This is a genomic window from Corynebacterium appendicis CIP 107643 (assembly GCF_030408415.1).
GTDB classification, from domain to species: Bacteria; Actinomycetota; Actinomycetes; order Mycobacteriales; family Mycobacteriaceae; genus Corynebacterium; species Corynebacterium appendicis.
Genome location: NZ_CP046976.1, coordinates 2,235,899 through 2,261,141, shown reverse-complemented (window position 1 = coordinate 2,261,141; position 25,243 = coordinate 2,235,899). Strand labels below are relative to the sequence as shown.

Genomic DNA, 25,243 nt, shown 5'->3' with positions numbered 1-25,243 from the left:
TGCCTTCCTTGTCTTACTGATCGCCGGCGACGATGGTGCCGCCCTCCTCGCGGACAGGGACGGTAGTCATGCCGCTCGTTGCCGGGCCGGAGACGGGCTCGCCCGTCGCGATATCGAACGTCGAGCCGTGGGATGGGCAACGGACAGTGTCGCCGTCGACCTCCGTGATAGGGCTGCCTTGGTGGGGGCACGTGGTGGAGTAGGCGACGAACTGCCCCTCGCTGGGCTGGGCGATGATGATGTTGTCCACGATCACCGCGCTACCCACGGGAACCTCCGTCGCGGCGACGTCAGCGGACGGGGCCTTGCCGCAGGCGGCGAGAAAAACACCGGCGAAAGTCGTCGCTGTGCCGAGCAGGAACGTGCGGCGGGAGCAGGAGGGGCCGGGCGCGGGGCGGGAGAACTCAGTCATGGCTTGATCGTAGCCTGCTTCATGGTGGCGACGTACTCGCGAAGCTCCGCTGTCAGGGCGTCCTTATCGCGGATGGTGCCCGGGTTCGGGTGAGAGTACTCGACGTGGGCGTCGATGATCTTCGCGATGGCGGAGCCGGTGATCGCACCGGCGGCCCCAGCGGCGACAGCGTCGGCAACGTGCTGCGGGGTGGAGATACCGAAACCGAGGAGTACCGGGGCGCCGCCGTAGGTGGAGATGTTAGAGACGACGTCGGCAAGCCCCTTCGTCTGGGATTCGCGCTCGGCACCGGTGACTCCGTCGCGGGAGACGGCGTAGATGTAGCCGCGGGAGTTCGCGGCGACACCTTCGAGAACCTCGGGGCGGGCCTGCGCGGGGGCGATGTAGACGGGGTCGATGCCGGCGGCGGTCGCGGCCTCGATGAAGGGGGCACCTTCCCGAACGGGCACGTCGGGAATCAGGACGGCATCTGCGCCAGATGTGTGCAGGTCAGCGTAGAATTGTTCCAGTCCTCGGACGTACGGGACATTCGCATATACCAGCATGCCGATCGGCACCTCAGGGTAGCGGCGGCGGATCTCGCTTATCTGGTCCAAGCACTTATCGACGGTCGCGCCCCCGTCCAGCGCACGCAAATGCGATTTCTGGATGGTCGGGCCGTCTGCTGCGGGATCGGAGAAGGGAATGCCTAGCTCGAGGGCGTCGGCGCCGGCGTCGATAAGTGTGCTGATGATGTCGACGGCATCTTCGGCGGAGGGGTCTCCGAGCATGACGAAAGGCACGAATGCACCTTCGTTCTTGGTGTCGAGGTCCGCGAAAAGGGTGTCAAAGCGGGACATTATTTCTCCTCCGAGATATTCAGGACGTACTCCGGGTGCTCTTCGAGGGTCTGCTGGACGTGGGCGATGTCCTTGTCGCCGCGCCCGGACAGGGAGACGAGAATGGTGGTCGGCGACTGTGTCTCCTTGGCCTCCTCGGCGCGGCGCAGGGCGTACGCAAGGGCGTGGGAGGATTCGAGGGCGGGAATGATGCCTTCGTGGCGCGACAAGAGCTGGAATGCGCGGAGAGCGTCTCCGTCGGTGACGGGGACGTACGTGGCGCGGCCGGACTTGGCGAGGTGCGCGTGCTGCGGGCCGACGGCCGGGTAGTCGAGGCCGGCGGAGATGGAGTAGGATTCCTCGATCTGGCCGTCTGTGTTGCGCATCAGGTAGGACTTCGTGCCGTGCAGAATGCCAACGGTACCTGCGGCGATGGCGGCACCGTGCATGCCGCTGTCCATGCCCTCGCCGCCCGGTTCGGTACCGACGAGTTCCACGGATTCGTCGTCGATGAAGTCCGCGAACATGCCGATGGCGTTGGAGCCGCCGCCGACGCAGGCGACGACGACGTCGGGAAGCGCACCCGTCCGTTCCTCGAGCTGGGCCTTTGCCTCTTCTGAAATGACCTTGTGGAACTCGCGCACCAGCGTCGGGAACGGGTGCGGGCCGGCGGCAGTGCCGAGCAGGTAATGAGACTCGTGGAAGGTCGCGGTCCAATCGCGCAGCGCCTCGTTGACGGCGTCCTTGAGCGTGCCGGATCCCGAGTCAACGCCGATGACTTCCGCCCCCATGAGGCGCATGCGGTAGACATTCGGTGCTTGGCGCTCCATGTCCTTGGCGCCCATGTAGATCACGCAATCGAGATCCATGAGTGCGCACGCGAGGGCGGTCGCAGTGCCGTGCTGGCCGGCGCCAGTCTCTGCGATGATGCGCTTCTTCCCCATCTTCGTAGCCAGCAAGGCTTGGCCGATCACCTGGTTGGTCTTGTGAGCGCCGCCGTGAACAAGATCTTCCCGTTTGAGAAAGATCCGCGCGTAATCGTTGCCCTTGGTGAGGTTTCTCGCCTCAGTCAGTGGCGTCGGGCGGCCAAGGTAGTCGCGGAGCAGACCGCGGTATTCGGTCATGAACTGCTCGTCGTTCCACGCGTCGACGAAAGCCTGCTCAAGCTGGTCGAGGGCCGGCAGAAGCGATTCAGCGACGAACTGTCCGCCAAATTCACCGAAGTATGCCGGCAGGATTGTGCGTCCGCCGTTGCGCGAGTCTGTGGAGTCAGTCATGAAGAGTCCTTGAATATTGAGCGTTGTTCAGTAATGGAAATTTCTGATCCGGTCGAAGGTGGTGCGTAACGCACCGGAGTCTTTGGTGCCGGACCATCGGCCTGCCTCGGCCGGGTATTCGACGCCGGAATTGAGGTCCACACCTAGGCATCCAACCTGCAGCGCATCCTCCACATTATCTGGGCCCAGCCCCCCGGCAAGAAGCGCATGGGGGCGGACAGCATCGGGAATCGTGGACCAGTCGAAGCCGGTCCCCGACCCGCCGTCTTTCGCGTCGAGCACTAGCTTATCGACGTCTCCTGCCAGTCCCCGAGCCACTGCCGGCCCGTCGGGGTCTGACATGGAGACGGCCCGCCAGACCTCAATTTCCGGATCGAGGGCTCGGACGGTTGCTCGGACCTTCGAGATGAGTTCGCGCTCTGCGTCGAGAGAACCTTGGTACGGAGCGTGGATTTGCACTGCGTGGATCCCCGGAAGGACGAGTTCGTCCCACCCCTCGGTGCGGCGGCTGACCGCGACATAGCGGAGGCCGGGCTCGTTGACGATAATGTCTTTCGCTGTTTCACGTGAAACATTGCGCGGGCTGGGTTCTTCGAAGATGAGCCCGCCGTAGACTGCGCCGACGGCACGGGCGGCCTGTGCAGCAGTGCGGGAGGTCAGTCCGCAGACTTTATTGGGGCCATAAACCAGCATTCGCGCAGCCCAATCGATATCCGGGTGCCCGGTGAGGTGCGATCCGACGAGGAATCCGTCGGAGTGGCAGCCGAGTTCGCGGACTGTCTGCACATCGCGGATTCCCGACTCGGCGACGGTGAGGGCGCCTTTCGGGGCGAGCGGCGCGAGGCGGCCGGAACGCTCGAGATCGATGCTCAGGTCATGCAGGTTACGGTGGTTGATGCCGAAGATCTTCGCGCCGAGCTTCGTTGCCCTAGCGGCTTCCTCTTCGTCAATGACCTCGGTGAGGACATCGAGGCCCAGGCGCTCGGCCTCGGCGGAAAGTGAGGCGTACTCCTCGTCGTCGAGAACACTGAGCATGAGCAGGATCGCATCGGCACCGAAATATCGCGCGGCGTGAATTTGCACCGGATCGATGATGAAGTCTTTGCAAAGCACGGGAAGATGCGTCGTCGCGGAGACGGTGGCGAGATGGTCGTAGTCTCCCCCGAAGCGCTCCGGTTCGCACAGAACGGAAATGCCAGCGGCATATCGAGAGTAGATGGAAGCGATCTCCCCCGGCTCGTAATGCTCTCGAATCATACCGAGCGACGGCGAGGAAGATTTGCACTCCATAATGAATCGTGTACCGGGACGGGCGAGCGAATCATAGAGGGACCGCTCGGACCGCGGAAGGCTCGCCGGGTCGACATGCGCGATCCGGGACTTAATACCGTCAATGTGACGCTTTCGGGCGTGGACAATGTTATCGAGGACCGTGGCCAAGCCGTTAGAATTGTCCGTAGACAATACATGCTGGTCAGAGGGCTGAGAATTAGCCACTGTAATCGGCCCCCTCGTGGGTCGAGAGCCATTGGGCGACGGTGCCGTCGGAAAGCAGTTTCTGCGCGCGGTCAACTCCGGCGGCGATCGTCGGATCGGTGCCGTAGAGGTAGAAAATAGCGCCAGCAGTAGCGGCGACGGCATCGCGGTGGGCATCGGGAGCGGTGCCGTCAAAAATGGCGCGGATCGCCGCGGCGTTCTCCTTTCCGTCGCCGCCTTCGAGTTCCCCAAGAGAATAGGTGGGAAGACCCATGTCTTCTGGCGTGATGGTGTAGCGGGAGATATCGCCCGCGCGGTCGAGCTCCCAGACGAGGGTCTCACCGTGGACGGCGATCTCGTCGGTCCCGGCACCGTGCACGATCATGGCGCGACCGCGGCCGAGTTCGCGCATCGTCTCGGCGATGGTCTGTCCGAGGGCCGGATTGGCAATGCCCATGATCTGGTACTCCGGGCGGCCCGGGGAGAGCAGCGGGCCGAGGGTATTGAACAATGTGGGTACGCCCAAGGACTTGCGGACCGGCTGGACATGCGCGATGGCGGGGTTGTAAGCCGGAGCGAAGAGAAAAGTGAAATTAGACGCCTCGAACTGTCGCACCGCACGGTCGGGGTCGAGGTCGAGGGGGATATTGAGTGCCTCGAGCACATCAGCGGAGCCGGACTTGGAGGACACGGAACGGTTGCCGCATTTGATCATCTTCACTCCCCCGGCGGCGGCGACAAGGGAGGCAGCGGTGGTGATGTTGATCGTGTTTTTGCCGTCACCGCCGGTGCCCGCGGTGTCCATGAGACCCTCGCCGGTGATCGGAAATGGCCGTCCGGCGGCCAAGAAGGCTTTCGCGGCGCCAGCGATATCGGCGAAGGTCTCGCCACGTGTGCGCACTGTGGCAAGCAATGCCGCGATATGGACGTCGTCGTAATCGCCCACGGTGAGGGGAACGAATGCTTCGGTCGCCTCCTCGAGAGTCGGCTGCTTGTTGTCGAGGAAGACCCGTAGGGTGTCAAGTGCGGACGGGCTAGCCATTGAGGTCACCTTTCGTGGAGCGCGTCAATAATTGGTCGACGCATCGCTGTAAAATCAGTGGTCCTTGAGGGGTCAGGATGGACTCGGGGTGGAATTGGAGGCCGATAGACATTCCATCGGTGGTCTCGGCGGCCATGACAACATCGCCCAGCTCGGCGGGAACCCGGGCCAGAGCAACAAGTCCCTGGGGCACATCAACAGTTCCGAGAGAATGGTAACGGGCCACCGGGACGAGACGGCCGGGATTGTCGCGGTGCTGGGGGCCGGAGTCGGTGGTGAGGCCGCCGAAAAGCGGATGCGCGATGCCCTCCTCGGTGAGGTGCATAGCTTCGCTGATGCCGTGGACTGGCCCGCACGGTGCGACGCGGCCGCCGAAATACTCGATGAGCGCCTGGTACCCGAGGCAGATTCCGAGCAGAGGAATGCGGCCTTGGACGCGCTCGATGAGCTCCATCATGGAGCCGGCATCGGCGGGATAGCCGGGTCCGGGCGAGAGAATGATGATGTCGGGGTCGGCTGCAAGCACGCGGTCGACCGCGACGGTGTTGCGGAAGACGGTGAATTCGACGTCGGGCAGCGTCGACAGGGCATCGACGAGGTTGTAGACGAATGAATCGCGGTTATCCAGCAGAATGATGCGGGCGCTCATCGGTTGACCTCCACTTCCTGGCCGGAGGCCATCGCGATGGCGTTGAGCACGGCGTATGCCTTGTGCAGGGTCTCGTCGGCCTCTGCCTGTGGAACGGAATCGCGCACGACACCGGCGCCAGCCTGAACTGTGGCCACTCCCCCGTGGACATAGGCGGAGCGGATGACAATGCAAGTGTCGAAGTCGCCGTTGCCGCGCAGGTACCCCACTGCCCCGCCGTAGGAGCCGCGGCGGACGCCTTCGTGCTCGCGGAGGAGCTCGGTGGCCCGCAGCTTCGGAGCGCCGGTCAGCGTGCCCATATTCATCGACGCGCGGTAGGCGTCGAGTGCGTCGAGGTCGGCGGCAAGGGTCGCGGTCACGCGGGAGACGAGGTGCATGACGCGCGAGTAGCGGTCGACCTGGAGCAGCTCGCGGACCTGGCGGGTACCGGGCTCGGCGACGCGCGCCATGTCGTTGCGTGCGAGGTCGACCAGCATCGTGTGCTCCGCGATCTCCTTCGCGTCAGTGCGCAATTCGAGTTCCATGCGTGTGTCCAACTCGTGCGTGGCGCCGCGCGGGCGGGTGCCGGCGATCGGGTACAGCTGCACCTCGCGGGAATCGGCGTCGTACTTCAGGTTGGACTCGGGCGAGGCGCCAAAGAGCTCGTACGGCTCGCCGTTTCGGTCGAGGCCGCGCACATAGAACATGTACGGCGACGGGTTCGTCTTGCGCAGGCACTGGTACGCGGCGAATGCGTCGGGGCATTCGGCCGTGAAAGCGCGTGCCGGCACCACCTGGTAGATATCGCCGTTATAGATATGGCCCTTGAGCTTGTCCACGTCTGCGCGGAACGCGGCGTCGTCCGTGCTCGTCCCCACGCGCAAAGGTCCTTGCGCGGAGGAGCGTCGGGGGGCGGGGTCCCCGGCGTCGTCGATAAGCGCGGCGAACGTGCGCATTCGCTTATCGACGTCTCCCCTGCCCCCGTCCACTCCTGTCAGCCGGGCGGTGCTGGCGCGGTGGTCGATCGTGAGGACGATGTCCGCGAGAATGAACTGGTAGTCGGGGTATGTGTTGGAGCCTTCGGCAACGTCCGGCAGCTCCTCGAATGTGGCGAGGTAGTCGAATGCGAAACCACCGACGAGCATGGGAAGTGTCGCGTGCTCGGTGTCGGTGTATCCGGCGTCGAAGGTGAGCGCGCGCAGCACGTCCGCGGGACTCGGGGCAGTGAGGCGTTCGCGTTCGTCGTCCGCGTCCACGGGCGGGAAGCTGAAGGTGCGCTCCCCTGTCGCGTACTCGCCGAGCTGGTCGTGGAGCCGGTCCGCGAGCGCCTCCCCGTCCGGGTTAAGCACGTCTACCGTCACCGACGGGCCGTTGCACGTGACGCGCAGGGAGGCGCCGAGGACGGCGACCGACTGAAGGCCGGACTTCGTGGTGATGTCGGCACTCTCCAGCAGCACCGCGTCCGTCATCCCGGTGCCGCCGATTGCGGCAAACAGGCTCGACGCGTCGGCGTGGTAGCGCACCTCGCGGTGCGTGACCTGCGGGCGGAACTCGCTCACGGCTGGCCTCCTTCCTGAAATGAGAGACTACCTGTCGTCTGCCCGCCGGGCTGCGTTTCGGAGCGCCCCGAGATCGACCTGCGGGGCTGGTGCGGCGTCAGCGTCAGCCTCGTTCTCCTTCGCCTCCGCGAAGAGTCGCGCCGCGCGTGCACCCTGGTTACCCGCCGCCGCGACGGCAGCGACCGCGACGGCACCGAGGACCACGGGGCCCATCCACAGCCAGCCGTCAGCGATGAATGCAAATGCGGAACCGAAGGCGAGAGCCAGCCCGCCAAGAATTAAATACGGCCCGGCGACCTTGTGAGCCTGGACCCAGATCTCTTCGTCCTTGCGCACCTCCGGGACGTGCAGCCCTACCACGTTGTTGCCGGGCAAACGTCCAAGGGCAGCGAGCAATCCCGGGATCAAGAGCGCGAGCGCAAAGACAATGAAGACAACACCGATAACCACGCCAGTCATAATTCTCGAGTCTACTTTCCGTGTGGTCTACAGCACGTAATTGGGGGTCCTGGGGAAACGCGGTTTCCATCTGGCAGGGGGTGTCGGGAAGAATAGTAATTAATAAGGTGCAGTGCCACCTTATTCATTTCCCGTAACAAGCGCTTGACCGACAGAATCAGGCACTCCGAGCAAGGGGTAAAACATGAACACCAAGACGATCACGAGGTCGCTGTTGTTCTGGATCGTCGTGGCCATCGTGCTCGGCATCTGCTGCAGCTTCTTCTTCCCAGAGTGGCTCGCCCGCATTTTCATCACGTTCAACGGGCTCTTCTCTAATTTCCTGGGCTTCTTTGTCCCGGTCCTTATCTTCGCGCTGATCACTCCCGCGATCGCCGGCCTCGGCCGCGGCGCGGGCAAGTGGCTGGGCATCACCGCGGGCATCGCCTACGGCTCGACCGTCATCTCCGGTCTCATCGCCTGGGCTCTCTCCACGGCTCTGTATCCGTGGCTGCTCGGCGACCAGGCTCTCGTCACTGATGTCGAGGACGTTGATGCTGGCGGCCTTTCCCCCTTCTTCGAGGTGGAGATCCCTGCCCCGTTCGAGGTGATGACGGCGCTCGTGCTCGCTTTCTGCCTCGGCCTGGCCATGACCGCGGTGAAGTCCGAGACCATGTACAAGGTCGCCACTGACCTTGAAGGTGCCATCATGAAGGTGGTCACCTCCTTCGTGATTCCCCTCCTGCCGCTGTTCATTTTCGGTATCTTCCTCAACCTCGGCATGAACGAGAACATGGGCGCCACCATGGCGGCATTCGGCAAGGTGCTTCTGCTTTCCGTGATCATGACGATCGTGCTGCTGGTCATCCAGTACCTGATCGCCGGAGCCGTCGCGGGAGTCAACCCGCTCACAGCCCTGCGCAATATGCTTCCCGCTTACTTCACCGCATTGGGCACGTCTTCGTCCGCCGCATCCATTCCGGTGACGTTGCGTTCTACGCTGAACAACAAGGTCGACGAGAATGTCGCGGGCTTCGTCGTTCCGCTCTGCGCGACGATTCACCTGTCCGGCTCCATGATGAAGATCGGCCTGTACGCCTTCGCCGTCATCTACATGGGCGGACTCGATGTGTCGCCGGGCCCCTCTCTCGGCTTCATTCTTCTACTGGGCATCATGATGATCGCCGCTCCGGGTGTCCCTGGTGGCGCGATCATGGCGGCGACCGGCCTGCTCGCCTCCATGCTCGGCTTCAACGACGAGATGGTCGCTCTCATGATCGCGGCCTACATCGTCGTCGACTCCTTCGGCACCGCGGCCAATGTCACGGGCGACGGCGCAATCGCGCTCGTGCTCAACCGCTTCGCGTCAGGCAAGATCGAAGGCCAGAAGAACGACGAGAGCAAGGAGCGTGACGACGCCACCGTCGCGTAGTCAATTTCTCCCCGCGCTTAGTGCCCATGTTTCACGTGAAACATGGGCACTATCATTTTGCTATTCTCCTGTCTCTATAAGCGCTTCCGACGGCGTTATCATGTGCCCATGAACGGTAAGCAGGTCTTGGCGACTATCGGCATTGCAGCGGCATTGGCGGCCGGTGGGGCGACTGCGGGGTACGTCAGCACGGATGTCCCAGAGGCCAGTGAGGTGGCCGTCAAAAAGGGACCAACACATCAGGTGACTATCGACAATCCGGACGATGTGCTCTCTCACGATGATATAGAGCGCCTTTCCGACAACACCGTACGCCTCGACATCCCAGCGGTCGTCACGGAAATCCACTACATGGTCTTCGCGACCAACCACGAGAATGTTCTCGACACTGTCGAGGAGTACCTACGCGATACCCATCCGGCGTTGATCGGCAACGCGGATAACGACGACGACCGTTTTGCTGACGGCACCGTGATCATCGGTGTGGGCTTGGATCCACGCCAGGCCTTCGCATACTACGGCGACGATGTGGCCGCGGAGCTGAAGGTCGACCACGGACAGCGCGACTCCGAGGTCCTGGACGCCATGAAGACAGGGGTGCGCGACGGCAATATTCCCGCCGGACTATTTGCAGCCGCCCGGACCGCGATGGATTCCGAAGCCGCCGCCAACTATTCGGTGGACAGCGCCGAAGATGACCGTGTCGGCGCAATGCTCGGCCTTGGCGGTGCCGGTCTAGGACTGGGCACCGCTGGCGCACTCACCGGTTTCGGCATCACCAACAGCCGCCGGAAGAAGATCGCGCAGGCGCGGGAGGACTATGAGGCGATCACCACGGAATACTCGACTCTTGCCGGCCGTCTCGACGAGATCGACATCCGTGCCAACTCCGTCTCGTCCGCCTTCGCCGACGCGGAGCTGCGCAAGCAGTGGGCTGAGGTGCGCGACACCTTCTTCGGCTACCACGACACCGTCAGCGGCGCCGGCGGCATTGGTGATATCGACATCAACGACGACAAGGCGGCCTTGCGCAACCACAAGAAGCTTCGCACAGCAACTGAATCCGTCGAGCACGTCTCCAACGCGGAGGACAACATCAACAGGCTCTTCGAGATCGAGCAGGGTGATGCCCCCAGCCGCCGGGCAGCGCTCACCGATATTCGCGAAGACGTGATCGTCGCCAAGCACAAGGTGAAAGACTCCCAGCTGAAATCCGACCTCGAGCAGCTCGGCCACCGCATCGACCAGCTGGACGCGAATCCCAGCTCCCCCACCTTCGTCGACGACTTCGTTCGCATTCTCGGCGACTACCGCCTGCTTCTCGACCAAGTGAAGATGCGCGAGTTCTCCGACGTCAAGGAATACGAGCCGCTGCGCCAGCCCGCCATCTACGACAGCGGCTACAACTACTACGGTTACGTTCCGTTCGTCGTCATGAACGACTGGCACACGAGCAATGTGGAGACCCACCAGGCGCATACCGATAGCGGCGGAACATCTGCAGGTGTCGCCTCGTCCGGCTTCTCCGCCGCGGGTAGCTCCTCTTCGTTCTAGTTTCGGCCTAAAATCGAGTGATGGTCTCCGTCTTCTACGCCAGCTTCTACGGCTCCACCAAGCAGTACGCCGACGCGCTCGCCGCACACTTCGGCGTAGTTCCGCAGGAGATCAGCGACAGCAGCGCATCGCTTATCGACGCCTCCACTGCCGACCCTGTCGACATCGTCGCCCCCATTCACGGCCCGACCCACCCCGGCGTGAAGCTGATCACGGAGCTGCCGGAGGATGTCGTGCGGCGCCGCCCCATTGTTCTCGCCACCGTCGGGATGACCCTCGAGCACGTTGCGTACGATCAGGACCCGACCGGACGGCTCCTTGGCGACCGCGCCTCCTTTATCCACCGCTTCTACCTGTCCGGCCGCCTCTTCTACTCCGAGCTGAACCGCAAGCACCGCAACATCATGAAGGGCGTCGTGACCGCGATGAAAATGATGCGCAGCGGCGGCGAGAACGAGCGGATGATGATCGAGACCTACCGCAAAGATGTCGACCGCGTCGACCTCAGCAAACTCGAGCCCGTCGCCGCATGGGTGGGCAATAACACATAGAACGACCCCTGAACCGCAGCTAGCGTGGAAGCATGACTGACATCTTCTACGCCACCCTGTACGGCTCGACCAAGCAATACGCGGACGCTCTCGCCGAGCGTCTCGGCGTCCAGGCCCAGGAGATCACTAAGGACAGCGCATCTCTTGTCGACGCTACCTCCGTCGACCCCATCATCGTCCTTTCCCCCATTCACGGCTCGTTCATCCGCGGAGCGAAGTTCCTGAATGAGCTGGGGCCGGAGGTCGTCGAAAAGCGAAAAGTCTGCCTCGCACCGGTCGGGATCGCCCTCGACCACGTCCTCGAAGAGACCGATCCTGCCGCTGTCCTGCTCGGCGACATGGCCGACCACGTGAAACGCGTGTACCTCCCCGGCCGCCTGAACTACTCCGAACTCGCCCCCGACCACCACGACATCATGGAGACCCGCGTCGAGAAGATGAAGGCCAAGGACGAACGGTCCGAGAACGAAGAGATGATGGTGGAGACCTACGACACAGATGTCGACCGTGTCGATCTCAGCCGCCTCGACCCGATCGCCGAGTGGGTGGAGGGTTGAAACCCTTCCCTCTGCGTGTTTCACGTGAAACAATCGTGGCCAGATCCAGGCGGTGTACTTGAAGATGCCGCCTACTACACTGGATAACCATGACTAGCGCTACTGGACCGGCGTTCCGCTATTCGGCGGGCATTGCCAATGAGATTGAACAGAAATGGCAGAAATACTGGATCGACAACGGGACGTTCAACGCACCGAACCCTGTCGGTCCTCTAGCTCCTCAATCGGGCGCGGAAAACCTGCCTGCTGACAAGCTCAATGTCCAGGACATGTTCCCCTACCCCTCCGGCGCAGGCCTGCACGTGGGCCACCCGCTGGGATACATCGCTACGGATGTCTTCGCACGCTACAACCGCATGCTGGGCAAGAACGTGCTGCATACGCTCGGTTACGACGCTTTCGGGCTGCCGGCGGAGCAATACGCAATCCAGACGGGCACGCACCCGCGCACGACAACGATGGCGAATATTGAGAATATGACCCGCCAGCTCGACGCACTGGGTCTGGGCCACGACCGACGTCGCTCGGTGGCGACGACGGACCCGGAGTTCTACCGCTGGACGCAGTGGATCTTCCTGCAGATCTTCAACTCATGGTTCGACGATGAGCAGCAAAAGGCGCGCCCGATCGCGGAGCTTATCGACGAACTCGAGTCCGGAAAGCGCACCACCAAGGACGGACGCGTCTACGCGGACCTTGACGCAACGGAGAAGCAGAAAGCTGTCGACGAGTTCCGGCTCGTCTACCTTTCAGATTCCATGGTCAACTGGTGCCCGGGACTGGGCACTGTGCTGGCCAACGAAGAGGTCACTGCCGAAGGCCGTTCGGAGCGCGGGAACTACCCGGTCTTCCGTAAGCGCCTGCGCCAGTGGATGATGCGCATCACCGCCTACTCGGACCGCCTGCTCGACGACCTCGACCTGCTGGATTGGCCGGACAAGGTCAAGACGATGCAGCGGAATTGGATCGGCCGCTCCCGCGGCGCGGAGGTGACGTTCCAGGCTCAGGGCACCGACGGCAACGAGCACCCCATCGACGTGTTCACCACACGTCCGGACACCCTGTTTGGCGCGACCTACATGGTTCTCGCGCCGGAGCACGAGCTCGTAGAGAAGCTGGTGGCCGAGGGGTACGAGGCGGACGTCGATAAGCGTTGGACCTTTGGCGAAGCTACGCCGCAGGCTGCGGTGGACGTGTACAAGCGCGCGATCGCGGCGAAGTCTGACGTGGAACGGCAGGAGAATAGGGAAAAGACCGGCGTTTTCCTGGGCACCTATGCCACGAACCCGGTCAACGGTGAGCAGGTGCCCGTCTTCATTGCGGATTATGTTCTGACTGGTTACGGCACTGGCGCGATCATGGCGGTGCCGGCGCACGACGAACGTGACTACGAATTCGCTACTGTCTTCGGTCTGCCGATCGTGCCGGTGCTCGAAGGCGGGAATATCGATGAGGAGGCGTTCACTGAGGACGGCCCGCACATCAACTCCGCGAATGACCGCGGCCTGGATCTGAATGGTCTGGGCAAGGACGAGTCAATTGAGAAGGCCATAGAATGGTTGGTCGGCGAAGGCGCCGGCGAAGAGCGCATTCAGTACAAGTTGCGCGACTGGCTCTTTGCCCGCCAGCGTTACTGGGGCGAGCCGTTCCCGATCGTTTACGACGACAACGGTGTCGCGCACGCGCTGCCGGAGTCGATGCTGCCGGTCGAGCTACCGGATGTGGAGGACTACAACCCGGTCTCTTTCGACCCGGACGACGCCGACTCGGAGCCTTCTCCCCCGCTGGCGAAGGCTACCGACTGGGTGAACGTCACGCTGGACTTGGGTGACGGCGAGAAGCAGTACACCCGCGACACCAACGTCATGCCCCAGTGGGCAGGTTCGTCCTGGTACCAGCTGCGCTACATCGATCCGACGAACACGGAAAAGTTCTGCGACATCGAGAACGAGCGTTACTGGACGGGCCCGCAGCCGGAGAAGCACGGCGCGAATGACCCGGGCGGCGTGGATCTTTACGTTGGCGGCGTCGAGCACGCAGTGCTGCACCTGCTGTACGCGCGCTTCTGGCACAAGGTGCTCTTCGATCTGGGGCATGTTAGCTCGAAGGAGCCGTACCGCCGTCTGTACAACCAGGGCTATATTCAGGCGTACGCCTACACGGATTCGCGTGGCGTATATGTCCCGGCGGCCGAGGTCGAGGAGAAGGACGGGAAGTTCTTCTACAACGGCGAAGAGGTCAAGCAGGAGTACGGCAAGATGGGTAAGTCCCTCAAGAATGCCGTGGCCCCGGACGACATAGCGCGCGACTTCGGCGCCGACACGCTGCGCGTCTACGAGATGTCGATGGGTCCGTTGGACACTTCCCGTCCGTGGGCGACAAAGGACGTCGTCGGTGCGCACCGCTTCTTGCAGCGTCTGTGGCGCCTGGTCGTAGACGAGGAGACCGGCGAAGTCACCGTTTCCGACGACCCGATGAGCGAGGAGGACGCGAAGCAGCTCCACCGCACCATCGCAGGCGTGCGGGAGGACTACGATCACCTGCGTGATAACACCGTGGTAGCTAAACTCATTGAGTACGTCAACTACTTGACCAAGGCGCGCGAACAGAAGGCTGGCGGCGATGTTTCACGTGAAACAGTCGAACCGCTTGTCCAAATGGTCTCCCCTGTCGCGCCGCACATAGCAGAGGAACTGTGGGCGCGACTAGGACACGAGGGCACCATCACTTTCCAAGCGTTTCCGACCTTCGATGAGAGCTTGCTTGTCGACGACACCGTGGAAGTCCCCGTCCAGATCAATGGCAAGGTCCGCGCACGTGTCGACGTTCCGGCGGAAGCGTCCAAGGACGAGATCGAGAGCATTGCGCTTGCCGACGATCGAGTGGCCGGGCTGATCGAGGGAAAGAACCTGGTCAAGACCATCGTGGTCCCCGGCCGCATGGTCAACCTGGTGGTGAAGTAAAAGGATGCGGGCACGGCAGCGCGTGACCCGGGGCGCGGCGATAGGTGCGCTCCTCGCCTACTCAGGCGTGGTCATCGCGCTGACCATGCTGAAGCAATTCTTCCGTATCGGGTACTTGTGGGATCCGGCGAAACAGCCCTTTGTCGGGTACTCGTTCATCCCCTTCCACGAAATATTCACGGCATCATCGTGGTTCGGCACGCTCTTCGGATACGGCGGCAACCTGGCGTTCTTCGTTCCCGTCGGGCTGCTGCTCTATGTCATATTCGGCCGGGTGAAGTGGGCGACGATCGTCGGCGGAGGTTTCAGCTTGGCGATCGAGGCGGCGCAATTCTTTGCGCAACTGGGTTACACGGATGTCGACGACTTCATCATGAACACCGTAGGTGCATTCGTCGGAGCGACCCTCGCGCGATGGTGCGGGCCGAAGATGCACCGGGTGTGGATCGGTTTGACGTTTGCGGCGGTGGCTGTGTTTATTGGGCTTGTTCTCGCAGGTGACAGCCTTGGCGGCCCGAGCAGGGTGAAGCAGCTCTAGCGCGGATCTAGACTGTGGCCTATGAGCGATCGTGGTTGGTTTACCCGCACCGTGTTCCCCACCGGCACGGAGCCGGATCCCCGCTTCACGCTCGCCAACGAGCGAACTTTCCTTGCCTGGACGCGCACGGCGCTGGCATTTCTCGCCGGAGGTATCGCGCTTGAAGCTTTCGCGTTTCCCGACTTCGACGAACGCTGGCGCGCGGTCGCGGCAATCACGTTGATCCTCGTCGGCATGGCCATTGCCGTCGGATCGGCGGTGCGGTGGATCCGGATCGAGCGTGCGCTCCGAGCCGATCACCCGCTTCCGGCTCCCGCCATCGTGCCAGTGCTGGGCCTCGGAATCGGGATCGCCAGCGTCATCGTCCTGGCGGCGCTGTTTTAGGAATTAGCCGCCGGAGTGAGAATGGCACGCATTACGATTCCCGTGGCGGATGCGGGACTGCAAGCAGAACGGACAGCGCTGTCGTGGACGCGCACCGCCCTGTCAATGATGGTGTGTTCTCTCACATTGCTTCGCTGGTCAGACAGTTATTCGGCGCTCGTTTTCGGGGCGATCGGATTGCTCGCGGTGCTCTCGCTGGCCATCATTGCGAGAAGCCGGGCAGGATACCGGGACGAGGCGCAAGGGTTGAGGAAAGAAAGCGTGGACGCCAATGTATTCGGTGTCCTCGCCATCACGGCAGGCATGTCGGTGCTGGGAGGGCTGGGACTGTATCTCGCGGTAGTCGGCTAGCCCAGAGCTGGTCACTCCAAGTCGAGGAGAATGCTGAGCACTCCCCTGCCGGGCTCGGTGAGGATCGGGGCCTGCACGGTGGATGCTGGCTCGTAAATCCCGAGGGCGACGAGCAGGTTCACGGTGAATACGGGATCTGCCGGCGGGGTAAAGAAGACAGGGGGACTGCCCAGACCGGCCATGTGCGCGGCCCATGTGAGCACCTGTTCACCATCGTCGTCGTGGTTGATCGCGCAGAAGCGGAAGAACTCCTCCTCGAACATGTAGAGCACCGCCTCGGCACTCGTGATGAGTTCGAGAGCTTCCTCACTGGCTTCGAGCATCCCCTCGTCAGTCTCGAGGAGGTCGGCGAACTGCAGAAACGTGCGGAGGGCGCCCAAGGCTGGAACGGCTTCCTCGCGGTGCTTACCAGGGCTGACGTTGAGGCTCAGAGCGTCGGAAAGCGAGCGCACGTCTGGCGAGCGCAACTTACCGCGGGCCGTAAGGCGGATGGGCTCCGAGCAATGGTTGATGAACGCGCGTATATTGCCGACGATGCGCGTGAACGGATAGAGCGTGTCCTCCACGAATTCCGGGGAATGGTCGGAGAAGAACTCTGATATCGCGGCAATGAGCGTTGGGTTGCGTTCGGGATTGGGATCGAGGGACAGGATCTGCTGCAGGTCGGGCCGTGTTTCCATGAAGGAATCGAACTCGTGAGATAGCTCAGGCGAGTTCGACGCGTCGGTGAAATCGTCACTGCCCGTGTCGAGCATGAGATCCTCCGCGGTGAAGGCAATTCGCTCAGCCACAGTGGTGTGGTCGGCCTGGGAAAGACGCTGGATGAGGCGTTCCGGACTCATGACCGGCATGAAGCTGAGCAGTAGCGGGGAGACCTTCATATCTGGGCTGAGGCCCGCGGCCAATCGGCGCGCCTCGGCGTGGAATGCGGTCATCAGATCGGGGCCGCCGCAGGGCTCAATGATGTCGGGGCCCTGTACGTCGATAAGCATGGGCGACGGGGTGTCGATGTCTGTGACGCCTAGGATCTCGAGCTTGATATTCCAGTTCGCGGAGGTGTCGTAGACGTACGTCAGCGCGTCGACATCGCCCAGCGTGACGACAGCCTCGTCGCGCTCTCCCGCGCTCGGATTTGGGGAGTAGAGGACGGGCTCGCCGTCGGCGGTGCCCATGTACAGGTGCGTAGCCATGCCGGAGAAGCCGAAGGCGGCGTCGATCACGGGAGCGAACTCGCCGAGATGGACGTCGTCCTCGACATTGACCAGCCGCGAAATTTCCGGGCGTGATCCTTCGAGGGACATGAGCAACGTGAGGATCATGGTTGCCACCTTACGGACCGCTGCACCTCATTGCGGGGCGAAAACAGCGGATGATGTCCACTTCAGTCGACACTACCGCCGAGCAACACCGCGAGCGCCGTTTCGTCGCCAGCATTAATGATGTGGAGAGTCTTTACCCCTTGGTTGGTGAAGCCAACGGTCTCAGGCTGCACCGAAATATCCTCGAGGTAGAGGTCGCCGTGGACGTTCAGGAGCGCGTGAGCGTACTTCCGGTCGATGACGAAGACGAATTCCTCGTGCGGCTTGATCCGCAATTCGGCGGCGAGGATATCGGCCCCGAAATCGACTGGGCCAGTCTGGCCGAAGATCGAACCGGCGAAAACGCGCGCCTCGCCTGCCTCGTTGGTGTTGAAGCCGGTCAAGCTGAAAGACGCGGGAAGCTGCTGTTCAAAATCTGGATGCACTCCACCATTGGGGGAATCCAGGCAGAGCAAGAGGCTGCGCCGCCCGGTGTTTTGCGCACCGGCATGCAGGATGCCGGGATTTTCATCATCGGAGAACTCCCATGTGACCGCAATGGCGTTGTCGTCGGGAAGAGTGCCGATGGAATGCCAGGCGCCCGGGCCGGTGTGCGGGTCGATGGGCAGTGGGCGGACATCCACGTCTGCCGCGCCTGGGCGGCGTTCCTGCGGGGTGGTCATGAGCCAAAGGCTACATGAGCTAACGCAAGAGCGGGCGGGCGCGCAGACTCAGCTCGATAAGGGCGAGAGTGCCGAGCACGGCGGTGATGAGCAGGGTGCCGGGGAAGAAGCCGGAATCTACAGGCACAGCGCCGACCGCTGAACCGCTGGCGATGCCGACTTGGAAAGTGACCACATAGATAGACGAGGCACGGTTCTGGTTCGCATTGCCTGCGAAAAGGAAGATTGTCGTAGCGACCGTGGGCAGGCCACCGCCCGCGAGACCGAGGAATCCGACGACTAGCACAGCGAGAATGAAGCCGAGCACGTACGAACCGCTGCTGACCGTCAACGCGAGTGCGCCGGTGAGACCGGCCAAAATGATCAGGGCGGTGCCGAGGATATTCATCCGGATCATGCGGCGGTCAGCGCGCTGGCCCGCGGCGACCACGCCGACAATTCCGAAAATGCCGTAAGCGGCGAGGCCGATAGCGACGAACTCCGGGCCGGCCGTGCGGTGCACGAAGAGGCCGAGGTACGTGTACGTGCAGAAGAGTGCGGTGATGACGAGGGCGAGGTAGAGCACGAGGGCTGGCAACGCCGAGCGCTTCTGCTCCCCTTCCTGTTTGCCGGCAGGCGGAATCGCAGGCATCGAGGGCAGCAGGAAGAACAGGAGGATGAAAGCGAGTGCGACGAAGCCGCCCAGGATCCATGTGGCCATCCGCCAGCCGAAGGCGCCGCCGAGCAGTGTCGTCAAGGGTGAGCCCACCACGAGCGCCATTGTCGAACCGAGCGAGACGACACCGACGGCCTTGCCCGTCATGCCCGCAGGTGCCAGGCGCGCAGCCATGGGGTTGACCAAGGACCAGAACAAGCCGTGGGTCAGCGCGGCACAGATACGCGCGACGGCGAGCATCCAGTAACTACCGGCGGTGGCTTGAAGCGCGATGCCGGCGATGAGGAAGACAAGCGTGGCGATGAAGACCGGTTTGCGGTCCAACCGGCGGGTGACCTCCATCAAAGGGATGGTGACGACGGCGACGATCGAGGCATACACCGTCATGAGCAGGCCCACCTGGCCTTCACTGACCCCGAGGTCGCGGGACATCGGAGTGATCAGGCCGACGGCGAACATCTCGAATGTCACGTATACGAAGGCCGCGAAGCCCATGGCCGACAAGGCCAGGTACGGGAAAGAAGTCTTCTGGGAAACAGACACATCCCCAAGCTAAACCGTGATCCGGGGTCACGCGAATGAGGCGGGAGGGTTTCCCATTCAGAGGGTTTCCCATTCAGAGGGTTTCCCATTCTAATGTCCTACTCGGGTGGTACAACATTAAAAGATCCGCAGTTAGACGGAGAGACAATGCCCTACCAACCCGCCCCGTGGACGTCGAAGCACACGGGCAAGACGTACCCGACAATCACGCAGTACGACCAGAAGCACTTGGTGCTCATGGTCTTTTTCATCATGCTGTGCGGGATTCTCGTCGTTGCGGTGAAGAAGTTGTCGGGCTCGGTGGTGAAGGCCTCGCGCAAGGTGGCGGGCGCGATCATGGGGATCATCTCCGTGGCGTACTTCCTTTGGGTGCTCAATCCGAAGCGCCTGGTGTGGGATGAGACTGCGCCGTTCCACATCACCGATGCACTGCGCGTGATCACTCCCCTGGCGCTGGGCACGGGCAACCCGACTGCGACGGCGATCAGCTATTACTGGGGCCTCTTCCTCAACCCGATGGCGCTCTTTTTCCCCGACATGGCATTCGTGCAGGACAATAAGGTGCTGCAAGAGATCGCTTACTGGTACTTCCACATGGCGGCCAGCGTCGTGCCGGTCGTTCTCACTTTCGGTCTCGGGTACCGCCCGAGCTGGAAAGACTGGCGCATGATCACCGGCGTGACGCTCGCCTGGGGCGCATTCGCCGCGACGATGAACAAATTCACCGGCGGCAACTACATGTTCGTCGCAGGTCACCCGCGTGGCTGGTCGCCCCTGAACCTCTTCGGTCGCTGGCCCTGTTACCTCGCCATTGTCGGCCCGGGCGTGATCGGCGTCTTCGCTCTGCTTACCGCTGTGTGGAAGCTGCCGGCAGACCGCTGAATCGGTGCAGCTTCGCCGTCGCGGCGGGCACCGCTTCCGCGATAGCGAAGGCGCGGGCGGGCGCGGGGCCAAATTCCGTCTGCGCAGCCAGGGCGCTCGCCACGGCGTGAACGACCACGGGCTGAGTATCACTCAGGAAGGCGTCATTGCCCCAGCGTGCGGCTGTTTGGGCGAGGTGCGCGCCGGTGATTCCGGAGAGCACGTCGCCGGAACCGGGCGTCGCCGCCCACGAGTTACCGGCATCGATGACAGAGTCCGCGGCTTCGTGGCGGGGGTCGCACAGGATGGTGGTGCGCCCCTTGCGCAGCACCATGCAATTGAAGGATTCCGCCACTGCGCGGGTCTCAGCCAGCCGGTCGGACTCGGCGATCCCCTCTGCATCGCGCAGCCGGGAGAATTCGCCGTCGTGCGGGGTCAGCAGCGTCTGGGCGGAACGGGAGCGGAGGAGCTCGCGCAGCTCGGGGTCGAGGGAGAGAAGGGTGAGGCCGTCGGCGTCGATAAGCAGTGGCTCCTCGCGGCCGAGCAAGTACGCGAGTTCGCTGCGCGCGATGCTGTCGGTGCCCGTGCCGGGGCCGAAAACCCAGGCTTGGACGCGACCGGCGTCTTCGAGCTTGCGCGTAACGACGACCTCTGGAAGCGCCCGCACCACCTCGAGTGCCTGGGGGCCGGCGTAGCGGACCATCGACGGGGTGGCGTGCACGGCGCCTGCGACGCACAGGATTGCCGCGCCGGGATACGTGCCGCTGCCAGCGCGGACACCCACGACACCGCCGGTGTATTTATCGTCGTGGAAGCGTGGCTCCATGCTCGGCACATTGGTCGCGGTGATCCGCGCGAGACTCTCGGGCCACTCGTGGTCGTCGTTGACCGAGCGGTGGAGCATGGCAGCAGCAGTCAGCGGCGAGAGATTGCCGCTGATCGTGCTGCCGTCGCTAAGGTGCGGGTCGGCGAGCAGCTGGATGCCGCATTCGGGGGCGAGGCCGTGGGCGAGACGCCAGCAGCCGAAGGTGACGGTAGCGTCGGCGGTGACGTGAAATTCGCCTTTTTCGCCCGTATCCGCGTCGATGCCGGAAGGCACGTCGACGGCGAGCACGTGCGCGTACCAGTCGGCGAGGCCCTGGATGACGCGTCCAGTCTGCTCGTCGAGGCTGCCGGCGCCGCCGAGACCGGTGAGCCCGTCGATGGCAAAACGGTATTCGCGCATGTCTTCCGGAAGATCCGTGAGCACCGTGCCACCGGCATTGCGGAAGGCTTTCAGCGCCGGAGCGTGGGCGCTCCCCCACGCCAGCCAGGCGTCGACGGCGTGGCCGGCGAGGGCGAGCTCCGCACCGGCATAGAGCGCGTCGCCCCCGTTGCCGCCCTTGCCCACCAGCAGGAGCGTCCTGCGGTTGTGCCGGAGGTCTGCCAAGGCGTCGGGCCACGCGAGCATCGCCTCGGCGGCCTCGAAGACGGCGTGGGCCGCGGACTTCATCAGCTCATCTGTGCTGGCCTGCGCATCCAGCAAGGGCTTTTCCGCCGCGCGGATCTGTTCGGCTGTGTACGCGTAAACCATGTGTCCCACGGTAGCGACACAACCTGTGAGCTATTGGATGATGCGCTTCTGACGCGCGGCGGCAATGGCAGCGGTGCGGTTGTCCACGCCGAGCTTGCTGTAGATGTGCACCAGGTGTGTCTTCACGGTCGCGGCGGAGATGAACAGCTGCGTGGCGATGTCCCGGTTGGATGCTCCAGTGGCCAGAGCTTCGAGGATCTCGATCTCGCGGGCGCTCAACGCCACATCGGGGCGGGTGAGGCGTTCGGCCAACACATTCGCCACCTGCGGCGATAGGGTGCGCTCTCCCTTGGCGGCGGCGAGCACTGCGGCACGCAAGTCTTCCTCCGGGGCGTCTTTGAGTACATACCCCAACGCGCCGGCTTCCATCGCTCCGACGACATCGGCCTGCGTGTCGTAGGTGGTCAGGATCAGCACGGGCGGACCGCCTGCGGCGTGCAGTTTCTGTGCCACCTCGATGCCGCTCGTCGTGGGCATCTGGATATCGGTCACCACTACGTCGACGTCTGCGGGGAGATCGTCGACGGCGGTGCCGTCGGAGCCCTGCGCCACGACCTCGATCTTGCCGTCGCTTTCCAGCACGGCGCGTAACCCCGCGCGGACGACGGGGTGGTCGTCGATAAGCATGATGCGGACCATTAATCCTCCAAGGGGATTCGTGCCGCGAGGACCGTGCCGCGCGGCGAGCTTTCCAGTTCGAGCGTGCCCCCGACTTCGGCGACGCGGGCGCGGAGGCCGGTCAGCCCGTGGCCCGCCGGGCGCTTCACTCCGGAGCCGTCGTCGAACACGTCCACGGTGGCGACATTACCGAGTTTCTCCACAGTGACCACCGCCTTGCCTGCGTGCGAATGGCGCACGATATTGCTCACGCCCTCGCGCACGACGCGCTCGACGACATCCGCGGCCTCACCCGTGATCTGGTCCGCGCCGGGCGCGACGAGGGTGAGATCGAGCGGGGAATCGATCGCCTTTTGCCTGCTGCGTGCCGACGCCGCCAACGCCTCAAGCCGATCGCTCAACGGGGCCGCTTCCGGCGAGTTCGCCGCTACGAAGCGCCGCGCCTCCGACAAGTTCTCGCTGGCAGTGTCGACGATCGTGCCGAGAATCTCCTGCGCTTTTTCCCTGCGTGCCGGGTTTCCGGACTCGAGGTGGCCGGCGGCGACCCGGCCGAAGAGCACGATGCTACTCAATCCCTGCGCCATTGTGTCGTGGACCTCGCGGGCCAGGCGCGTGCGCTCCTGCAGGGCGCCAGCCTGGTACTGGCTCTCAGCGAGCTCCATCTGCGTGGCCTCCAGGCGCGCGGCGATGAGCTTGTAGTGCTCGGCTTCCCCGCGCAGCGCTTGGTAGGCGAAGCTGGCCACCACCGCGACGAGCGTGCCGATGGTCGGGCCGATAATGCCCCCGATTCCTGTCTCCGGCGCCATGACTGCCACGGTGAACGCCCCCGCCGCGAGCGAGGCCGCGATGCCTAGGGGCGTCGGTAGCAGGTAACAAGCGAGCATGACCAGCGGGAATTCCAGCCACGCGAAGTCTGGGGAGGTCCACACTAGCGCCACCCAGAGCGCGGCGACGATGCCCAGCCACGCGGCACCGGTACCCGGCCGGATATCGCGCCCGCGGTGGTGCATGACCGTGCCCGCGAGGTAGAGCCCGGAGAACAGCGCCGCCAGGCACACGGTCAGCGCCGGGACCCGCGAGTGCTGCACGCCGAGCAGACCCACGAGGAGGAGCACGGCGACGAGCACGTGCAGGCTCACGCGGAGAAAAGCGAGGATATTGCTTGTGGTCTTCACGGCTCTCACCGTATCTCGTCGACTCGGGGCACACCGCCAATCAACCGATCGGTTGACTGGTAAATCACCCGCTCACCTGATGTGGGCTGACCTGCGACGACGTCAAAATAGAGTCATGTTTGTTGCACTGAGAGATTTGTTGAATGCCAAAGGGCGCTTCGGCCTCATCGCGGGCGTGGTCGCTCTCGTGACGTTCCTCGTTGTCATGCTCACCGGCCTCACCGCCGGACTGGGCAAGCAGAACACTTCTGCCCTCGAGGCCCTCGACCCCGCCGCCGTGACGTTCGACGACGCCGGCAACCAGTCCTACACCACCTCCCGCATAGCAGAAGCCGATGATGGAACGACTCCTCTGGGAACCGGCCAGACGCTGATGACCCGTGATGACGGCACGGAAGAATCCGTTGCCGTCCTGGGTCTACCGTCCGGCACCGAACTGCCGACCGGACAGGTGCTCGAGGACCACGCGATCGCGTCCGAGTCGCTCGAGCTTGCCGACGGCGAGTCCATCACCGTCGGCGGCGCCCCCGTCACGGTGAGTGAGCAGGCCGAAGACCTGTACTTCGCCCACTCCCCCGTCCTGTGGGTCCCGACTGAGACCTGGCAGGCTGCCATGCACACCGAGGCGGTGGGCACGGTGGAGCTGTCCGACAATGAGGACACCGCCCCGGAGGGCTCCGTCTCGCTGAAGGACTCCTTCGAGGCACTGCCGGCTTATTCTTCCGAGCAGGGCTCACTGAAGATGATCCAGGGCTTCCTCTACCTCATTTCCGCGCTGGTCACCGTCGCCTTCCTGAGCGTGTGGACGGCGCAGCGCACACGCGACCTGTCCATCCTTAAGGCCATCGGCGCTTCCAATCGCTACTTGCTCAAGGACAGCATCGGCCAGGCCGCGCTCATCCTCGCGATCGGCGCCCTGATCGGCACCGCTGCCGCGGCAGGCCTGGGCCTCGCCGCTGCGCAGGTCGCCCCGTTTGTCCTGAGCCCCGCCAGCGTTATCCTTCCGGCCCTGGCCATCTGGATCCTCGGCATGGGCGGTGCCGCACTAGCCACCCGCTCGATCTCCCGCGTTGACCCGCAACTCGCACTTGGAGGTGCAGCCTAAATGACTACCGCTACCGGTATCCGTCACACGTCCCAGTCCACCACCGGTACTGCCCCGGCACTGTCGATGAAGGATGTCACCGTCACCTTCCCGGACGGCGACGGACGCATCACTGCTCTGGACAATGCCACCTTGTCGGCTGATCCGTGCACCGTCACCTTCGTCGTCGGCGCATCCGGCTCCGGCAAATCCACGCTGCTGTCCGCCGCTGCGGGCCTGCTCACCCCCGATTCCGGAACCGTCGAGGTCGCCGGCGAGCCGATCAGCGAAAAGGTCCGCCTCAACCGCATCGGCATGGTCTTCCAGCAGCCGAACCTCATCGCCTCGCTGACCGTGCGCGACCAGCTGCTGGTCACCGAGCACATCCGGGGCGTACGCGGCAAGGAGCTGCGCGCCAAGAAGTCCCACGCGGATGACTTGCTCGAGCTCGTCGGTCTGGAGGGCCTGGGCGACCGCCGCATGCAGCAGCTCTCCGGCGGCCAGCGCCAGCGCGTCGGCATCGCCCGCGCGCTCATGGGCGAGCCGAGCCTCGTGCTTGCCGACGAGCCCACCACCGCCCTAGACACCAACCGCTCTCAGGAGATCATCAAGCTCCTGCGCAATGTCACCGAGGAACTCGGTCCGGCCTGCCTCATCGTCACCCACGAGACTGAGCTGATCGAAAACGGCGACCGCGTCATCGAGGTCTCCGACGGCCACGTCACGGAGGGCTAGTCGGGTAGCTCGGGCACGTTATCCGCTAAATTCCTCGC

Annotated in this window: 25 protein-coding genes; 11 read left to right on the top strand and 14 right to left on the bottom strand. The window is 63.6% G+C overall.

Annotated elements, in window-relative coordinates; all coding sequences use genetic code 11:
• Positions 1-13: 13 nt before the first annotated feature.
• The 8 genes from CAPP_RS11015 to CAPP_RS10980 are packed head-to-tail and all read right to left on the bottom strand — an operon-like array spanning position 14 to position 7,671.
• The gene (locus CAPP_RS11015) at positions 14-412 is read right to left on the bottom strand and encodes a Rieske (2Fe-2S) protein (protein WP_076598275.1); all 399 of its coding nucleotides are present in this window, start codon (positions 410-412) and stop codon (positions 14-16) included.
• Complete coding sequence (gene trpA, locus CAPP_RS11010) at positions 409-1,251, bottom strand: tryptophan synthase subunit alpha (RefSeq protein ID WP_076598276.1); 843 nt, start codon at positions 1,249-1,251, stop codon at positions 409-411. Before trpA ends, CAPP_RS11015 begins: the two co-directional genes overlap by 4 nt.
• On the bottom strand, positions 1,251-2,507 hold the full coding sequence (gene trpB, locus CAPP_RS11005) for a tryptophan synthase subunit beta (RefSeq protein WP_076598277.1): 1,257 nt from the start codon (positions 2,505-2,507) through the stop codon (positions 1,251-1,253). Before trpB ends, trpA begins: the two co-directional genes overlap by 1 nt.
• Before the next feature lie 27 nt (positions 2,508-2,534).
• Positions 2,535-3,971 carry a bifunctional indole-3-glycerol-phosphate synthase TrpC/phosphoribosylanthranilate isomerase TrpF gene (gene trpCF / locus CAPP_RS11000; RefSeq protein ID WP_076598278.1) on the bottom strand — a complete coding sequence of 479 codons (1,437 nt, stop codon included), beginning with the start codon at positions 3,969-3,971 and terminating at the stop codon, positions 2,535-2,537.
• A gap of 25 nt (positions 3,972-3,996) precedes the next feature.
• Positions 3,997-5,025, bottom strand: coding sequence for an anthranilate phosphoribosyltransferase (trpD, locus tag CAPP_RS10995; RefSeq protein WP_076598279.1), 1,029 nt, complete (start codon positions 5,023-5,025; stop codon positions 3,997-3,999).
• Complete coding sequence (locus CAPP_RS10990) at positions 5,018-5,674, bottom strand: anthranilate synthase component II (RefSeq protein WP_076598280.1); 657 nt, start codon at positions 5,672-5,674, stop codon at positions 5,018-5,020. Before CAPP_RS10990 ends, trpD begins: the two co-directional genes overlap by 8 nt.
• Complete coding sequence (locus CAPP_RS10985; RefSeq protein WP_076598281.1) at positions 5,671-7,212, bottom strand: anthranilate synthase component 1; 1,542 nt, start codon at positions 7,210-7,212, stop codon at positions 5,671-5,673. The genes CAPP_RS10990 and CAPP_RS10985 overlap by 4 nt, the downstream gene beginning before the upstream one ends.
• A 27-nt stretch (positions 7,213-7,239) precedes the next feature.
• Positions 7,240-7,671, bottom strand: coding sequence for an SdpI family protein (locus CAPP_RS10980; RefSeq protein WP_076598282.1), 432 nt, complete (start codon positions 7,669-7,671; stop codon positions 7,240-7,242).
• Positions 7,672-7,855: 184 nt separating this feature from the next.
• Here CAPP_RS10980 and CAPP_RS10975 point away from each other — a divergent pair, with 184 nt between their 5' ends.
• The 8 genes from CAPP_RS10975 to CAPP_RS10940 all read left to right on the top strand — a co-directional run bounded on the left by CAPP_RS10975 (position 7,856) and on the right by CAPP_RS10940 (position 15,980).
• Positions 7,856-9,082: a dicarboxylate/amino acid:cation symporter gene (locus CAPP_RS10975; protein ID WP_143313808.1), complete on the top strand. Its 1,227-nt coding sequence runs from the start codon at positions 7,856-7,858 to the stop codon at positions 9,080-9,082.
• A 108-nt stretch (positions 9,083-9,190) separates the two neighbouring features.
• The gene (locus tag CAPP_RS10970; protein ID WP_076598283.1) at positions 9,191-10,636 is read left to right on the top strand and encodes a hypothetical protein; all 1,446 of its coding nucleotides are present in this window, start codon (positions 9,191-9,193) and stop codon (positions 10,634-10,636) included.
• Positions 10,637-10,656: 20 nt separating this feature from the next.
• Positions 10,657-11,187, top strand: a complete 531-nt coding sequence (locus CAPP_RS10965) for a flavodoxin domain-containing protein (protein WP_076598284.1) — start codon at positions 10,657-10,659, stop codon at positions 11,185-11,187.
• Positions 11,188-11,219: 32 nt separating this feature from the next.
• The gene (locus tag CAPP_RS10960) at positions 11,220-11,744 is read left to right on the top strand and encodes a flavodoxin domain-containing protein (protein WP_076598285.1); all 525 of its coding nucleotides are present in this window, start codon (positions 11,220-11,222) and stop codon (positions 11,742-11,744) included.
• A gap of 89 nt (positions 11,745-11,833) precedes the next feature.
• Complete coding sequence (gene leuS / locus CAPP_RS10955; RefSeq protein ID WP_076598286.1) at positions 11,834-14,707, top strand: leucine--tRNA ligase; 2,874 nt, start codon at positions 11,834-11,836, stop codon at positions 14,705-14,707.
• 4 nt (positions 14,708-14,711) lie between these two features.
• Positions 14,712-15,245, top strand: coding sequence for a VanZ family protein (locus CAPP_RS10950; protein WP_076598287.1), 534 nt, complete (start codon positions 14,712-14,714; stop codon positions 15,243-15,245).
• A 21-nt stretch (positions 15,246-15,266) separates the two neighbouring features.
• Entirely contained in the window at positions 15,267-15,629 is a 363-nt protein-coding gene (locus tag CAPP_RS10945; RefSeq protein ID WP_076598288.1) for a YidH family protein, read from the top strand.
• Positions 15,630-15,650: 21 nt separating this feature from the next.
• Positions 15,651-15,980 carry a DUF202 domain-containing protein gene (locus CAPP_RS10940; protein ID WP_076598289.1) on the top strand — a complete coding sequence of 110 codons (330 nt, stop codon included), beginning with the start codon at positions 15,651-15,653 and terminating at the stop codon, positions 15,978-15,980.
• An 11-nt stretch (positions 15,981-15,991) separates the two neighbouring features.
• On the opposite strand, the gene CAPP_RS10935 is transcribed toward CAPP_RS10940, so the two are convergent.
• The 3 genes from CAPP_RS10935 to CAPP_RS10925 form a co-directional block, all read right to left on the bottom strand.
• Positions 15,992-17,299 (bottom strand): IS1096 element passenger TnpR family protein, encoded by a 1,308-nt coding sequence (locus CAPP_RS10935; RefSeq protein ID WP_076598290.1) that lies wholly within the window; start codon positions 17,297-17,299, stop codon positions 15,992-15,994.
• Positions 17,300-17,361: 62 nt separating this feature from the next.
• Entirely contained in the window at positions 17,362-17,961 is a 600-nt protein-coding gene (locus CAPP_RS10930) for a pirin family protein (RefSeq protein ID WP_076598291.1), read from the bottom strand.
• A 19-nt stretch (positions 17,962-17,980) separates the two neighbouring features.
• Entirely contained in the window at positions 17,981-19,111 is a 1,131-nt protein-coding gene (locus CAPP_RS10925; RefSeq protein WP_076598364.1) for an MFS transporter, read from the bottom strand.
• A gap of 195 nt (positions 19,112-19,306) precedes the next feature.
• Here CAPP_RS10925 and CAPP_RS10920 point away from each other — a divergent pair, with 195 nt between their 5' ends.
• Positions 19,307-20,041, top strand: coding sequence for a YwaF family protein (locus CAPP_RS10920; protein ID WP_076598292.1), 735 nt, complete (start codon positions 19,307-19,309; stop codon positions 20,039-20,041).
• Here the strand turns inward: CAPP_RS10920 and CAPP_RS10915 are convergent.
• From CAPP_RS10915 to CAPP_RS10905, 3 genes are read right to left on the bottom strand one after another with little or no spacing between them, the layout of a single operon-like run.
• A complete protein-coding gene (locus tag CAPP_RS10915; RefSeq protein WP_076598293.1) occupies positions 20,007-21,593 on the bottom strand; it encodes a bifunctional ADP-dependent NAD(P)H-hydrate dehydratase/NAD(P)H-hydrate epimerase in 1,587 nt (528 codons plus the stop codon). The genes CAPP_RS10920 and CAPP_RS10915 overlap by 35 nt on opposite strands.
• 30 nt (positions 21,594-21,623) lie before the next feature.
• A complete protein-coding gene (locus CAPP_RS10910) occupies positions 21,624-22,232 on the bottom strand; it encodes a response regulator (protein ID WP_076598294.1) in 609 nt (202 codons plus the stop codon).
• A complete protein-coding gene (locus CAPP_RS10905) occupies positions 22,232-23,386 on the bottom strand; it encodes a sensor histidine kinase (protein ID WP_084560456.1) in 1,155 nt (384 codons plus the stop codon). The genes CAPP_RS10910 and CAPP_RS10905 overlap by 1 nt, the downstream gene beginning before the upstream one ends.
• A gap of 115 nt (positions 23,387-23,501) precedes the next feature.
• On the opposite strand from CAPP_RS10905, the gene CAPP_RS10900 reads away from it, so the two are divergent.
• Positions 23,502-24,491 carry an ABC transporter permease gene (locus tag CAPP_RS10900; RefSeq protein ID WP_076598296.1) on the top strand — a complete coding sequence of 330 codons (990 nt, stop codon included), beginning with the start codon at positions 23,502-23,504 and terminating at the stop codon, positions 24,489-24,491.
• Positions 24,492-25,205, top strand: coding sequence for an ABC transporter ATP-binding protein (locus CAPP_RS10895; protein WP_076598297.1), 714 nt, complete (start codon positions 24,492-24,494; stop codon positions 25,203-25,205).
• Positions 25,206-25,243: the final 38 nt, after the last annotated feature.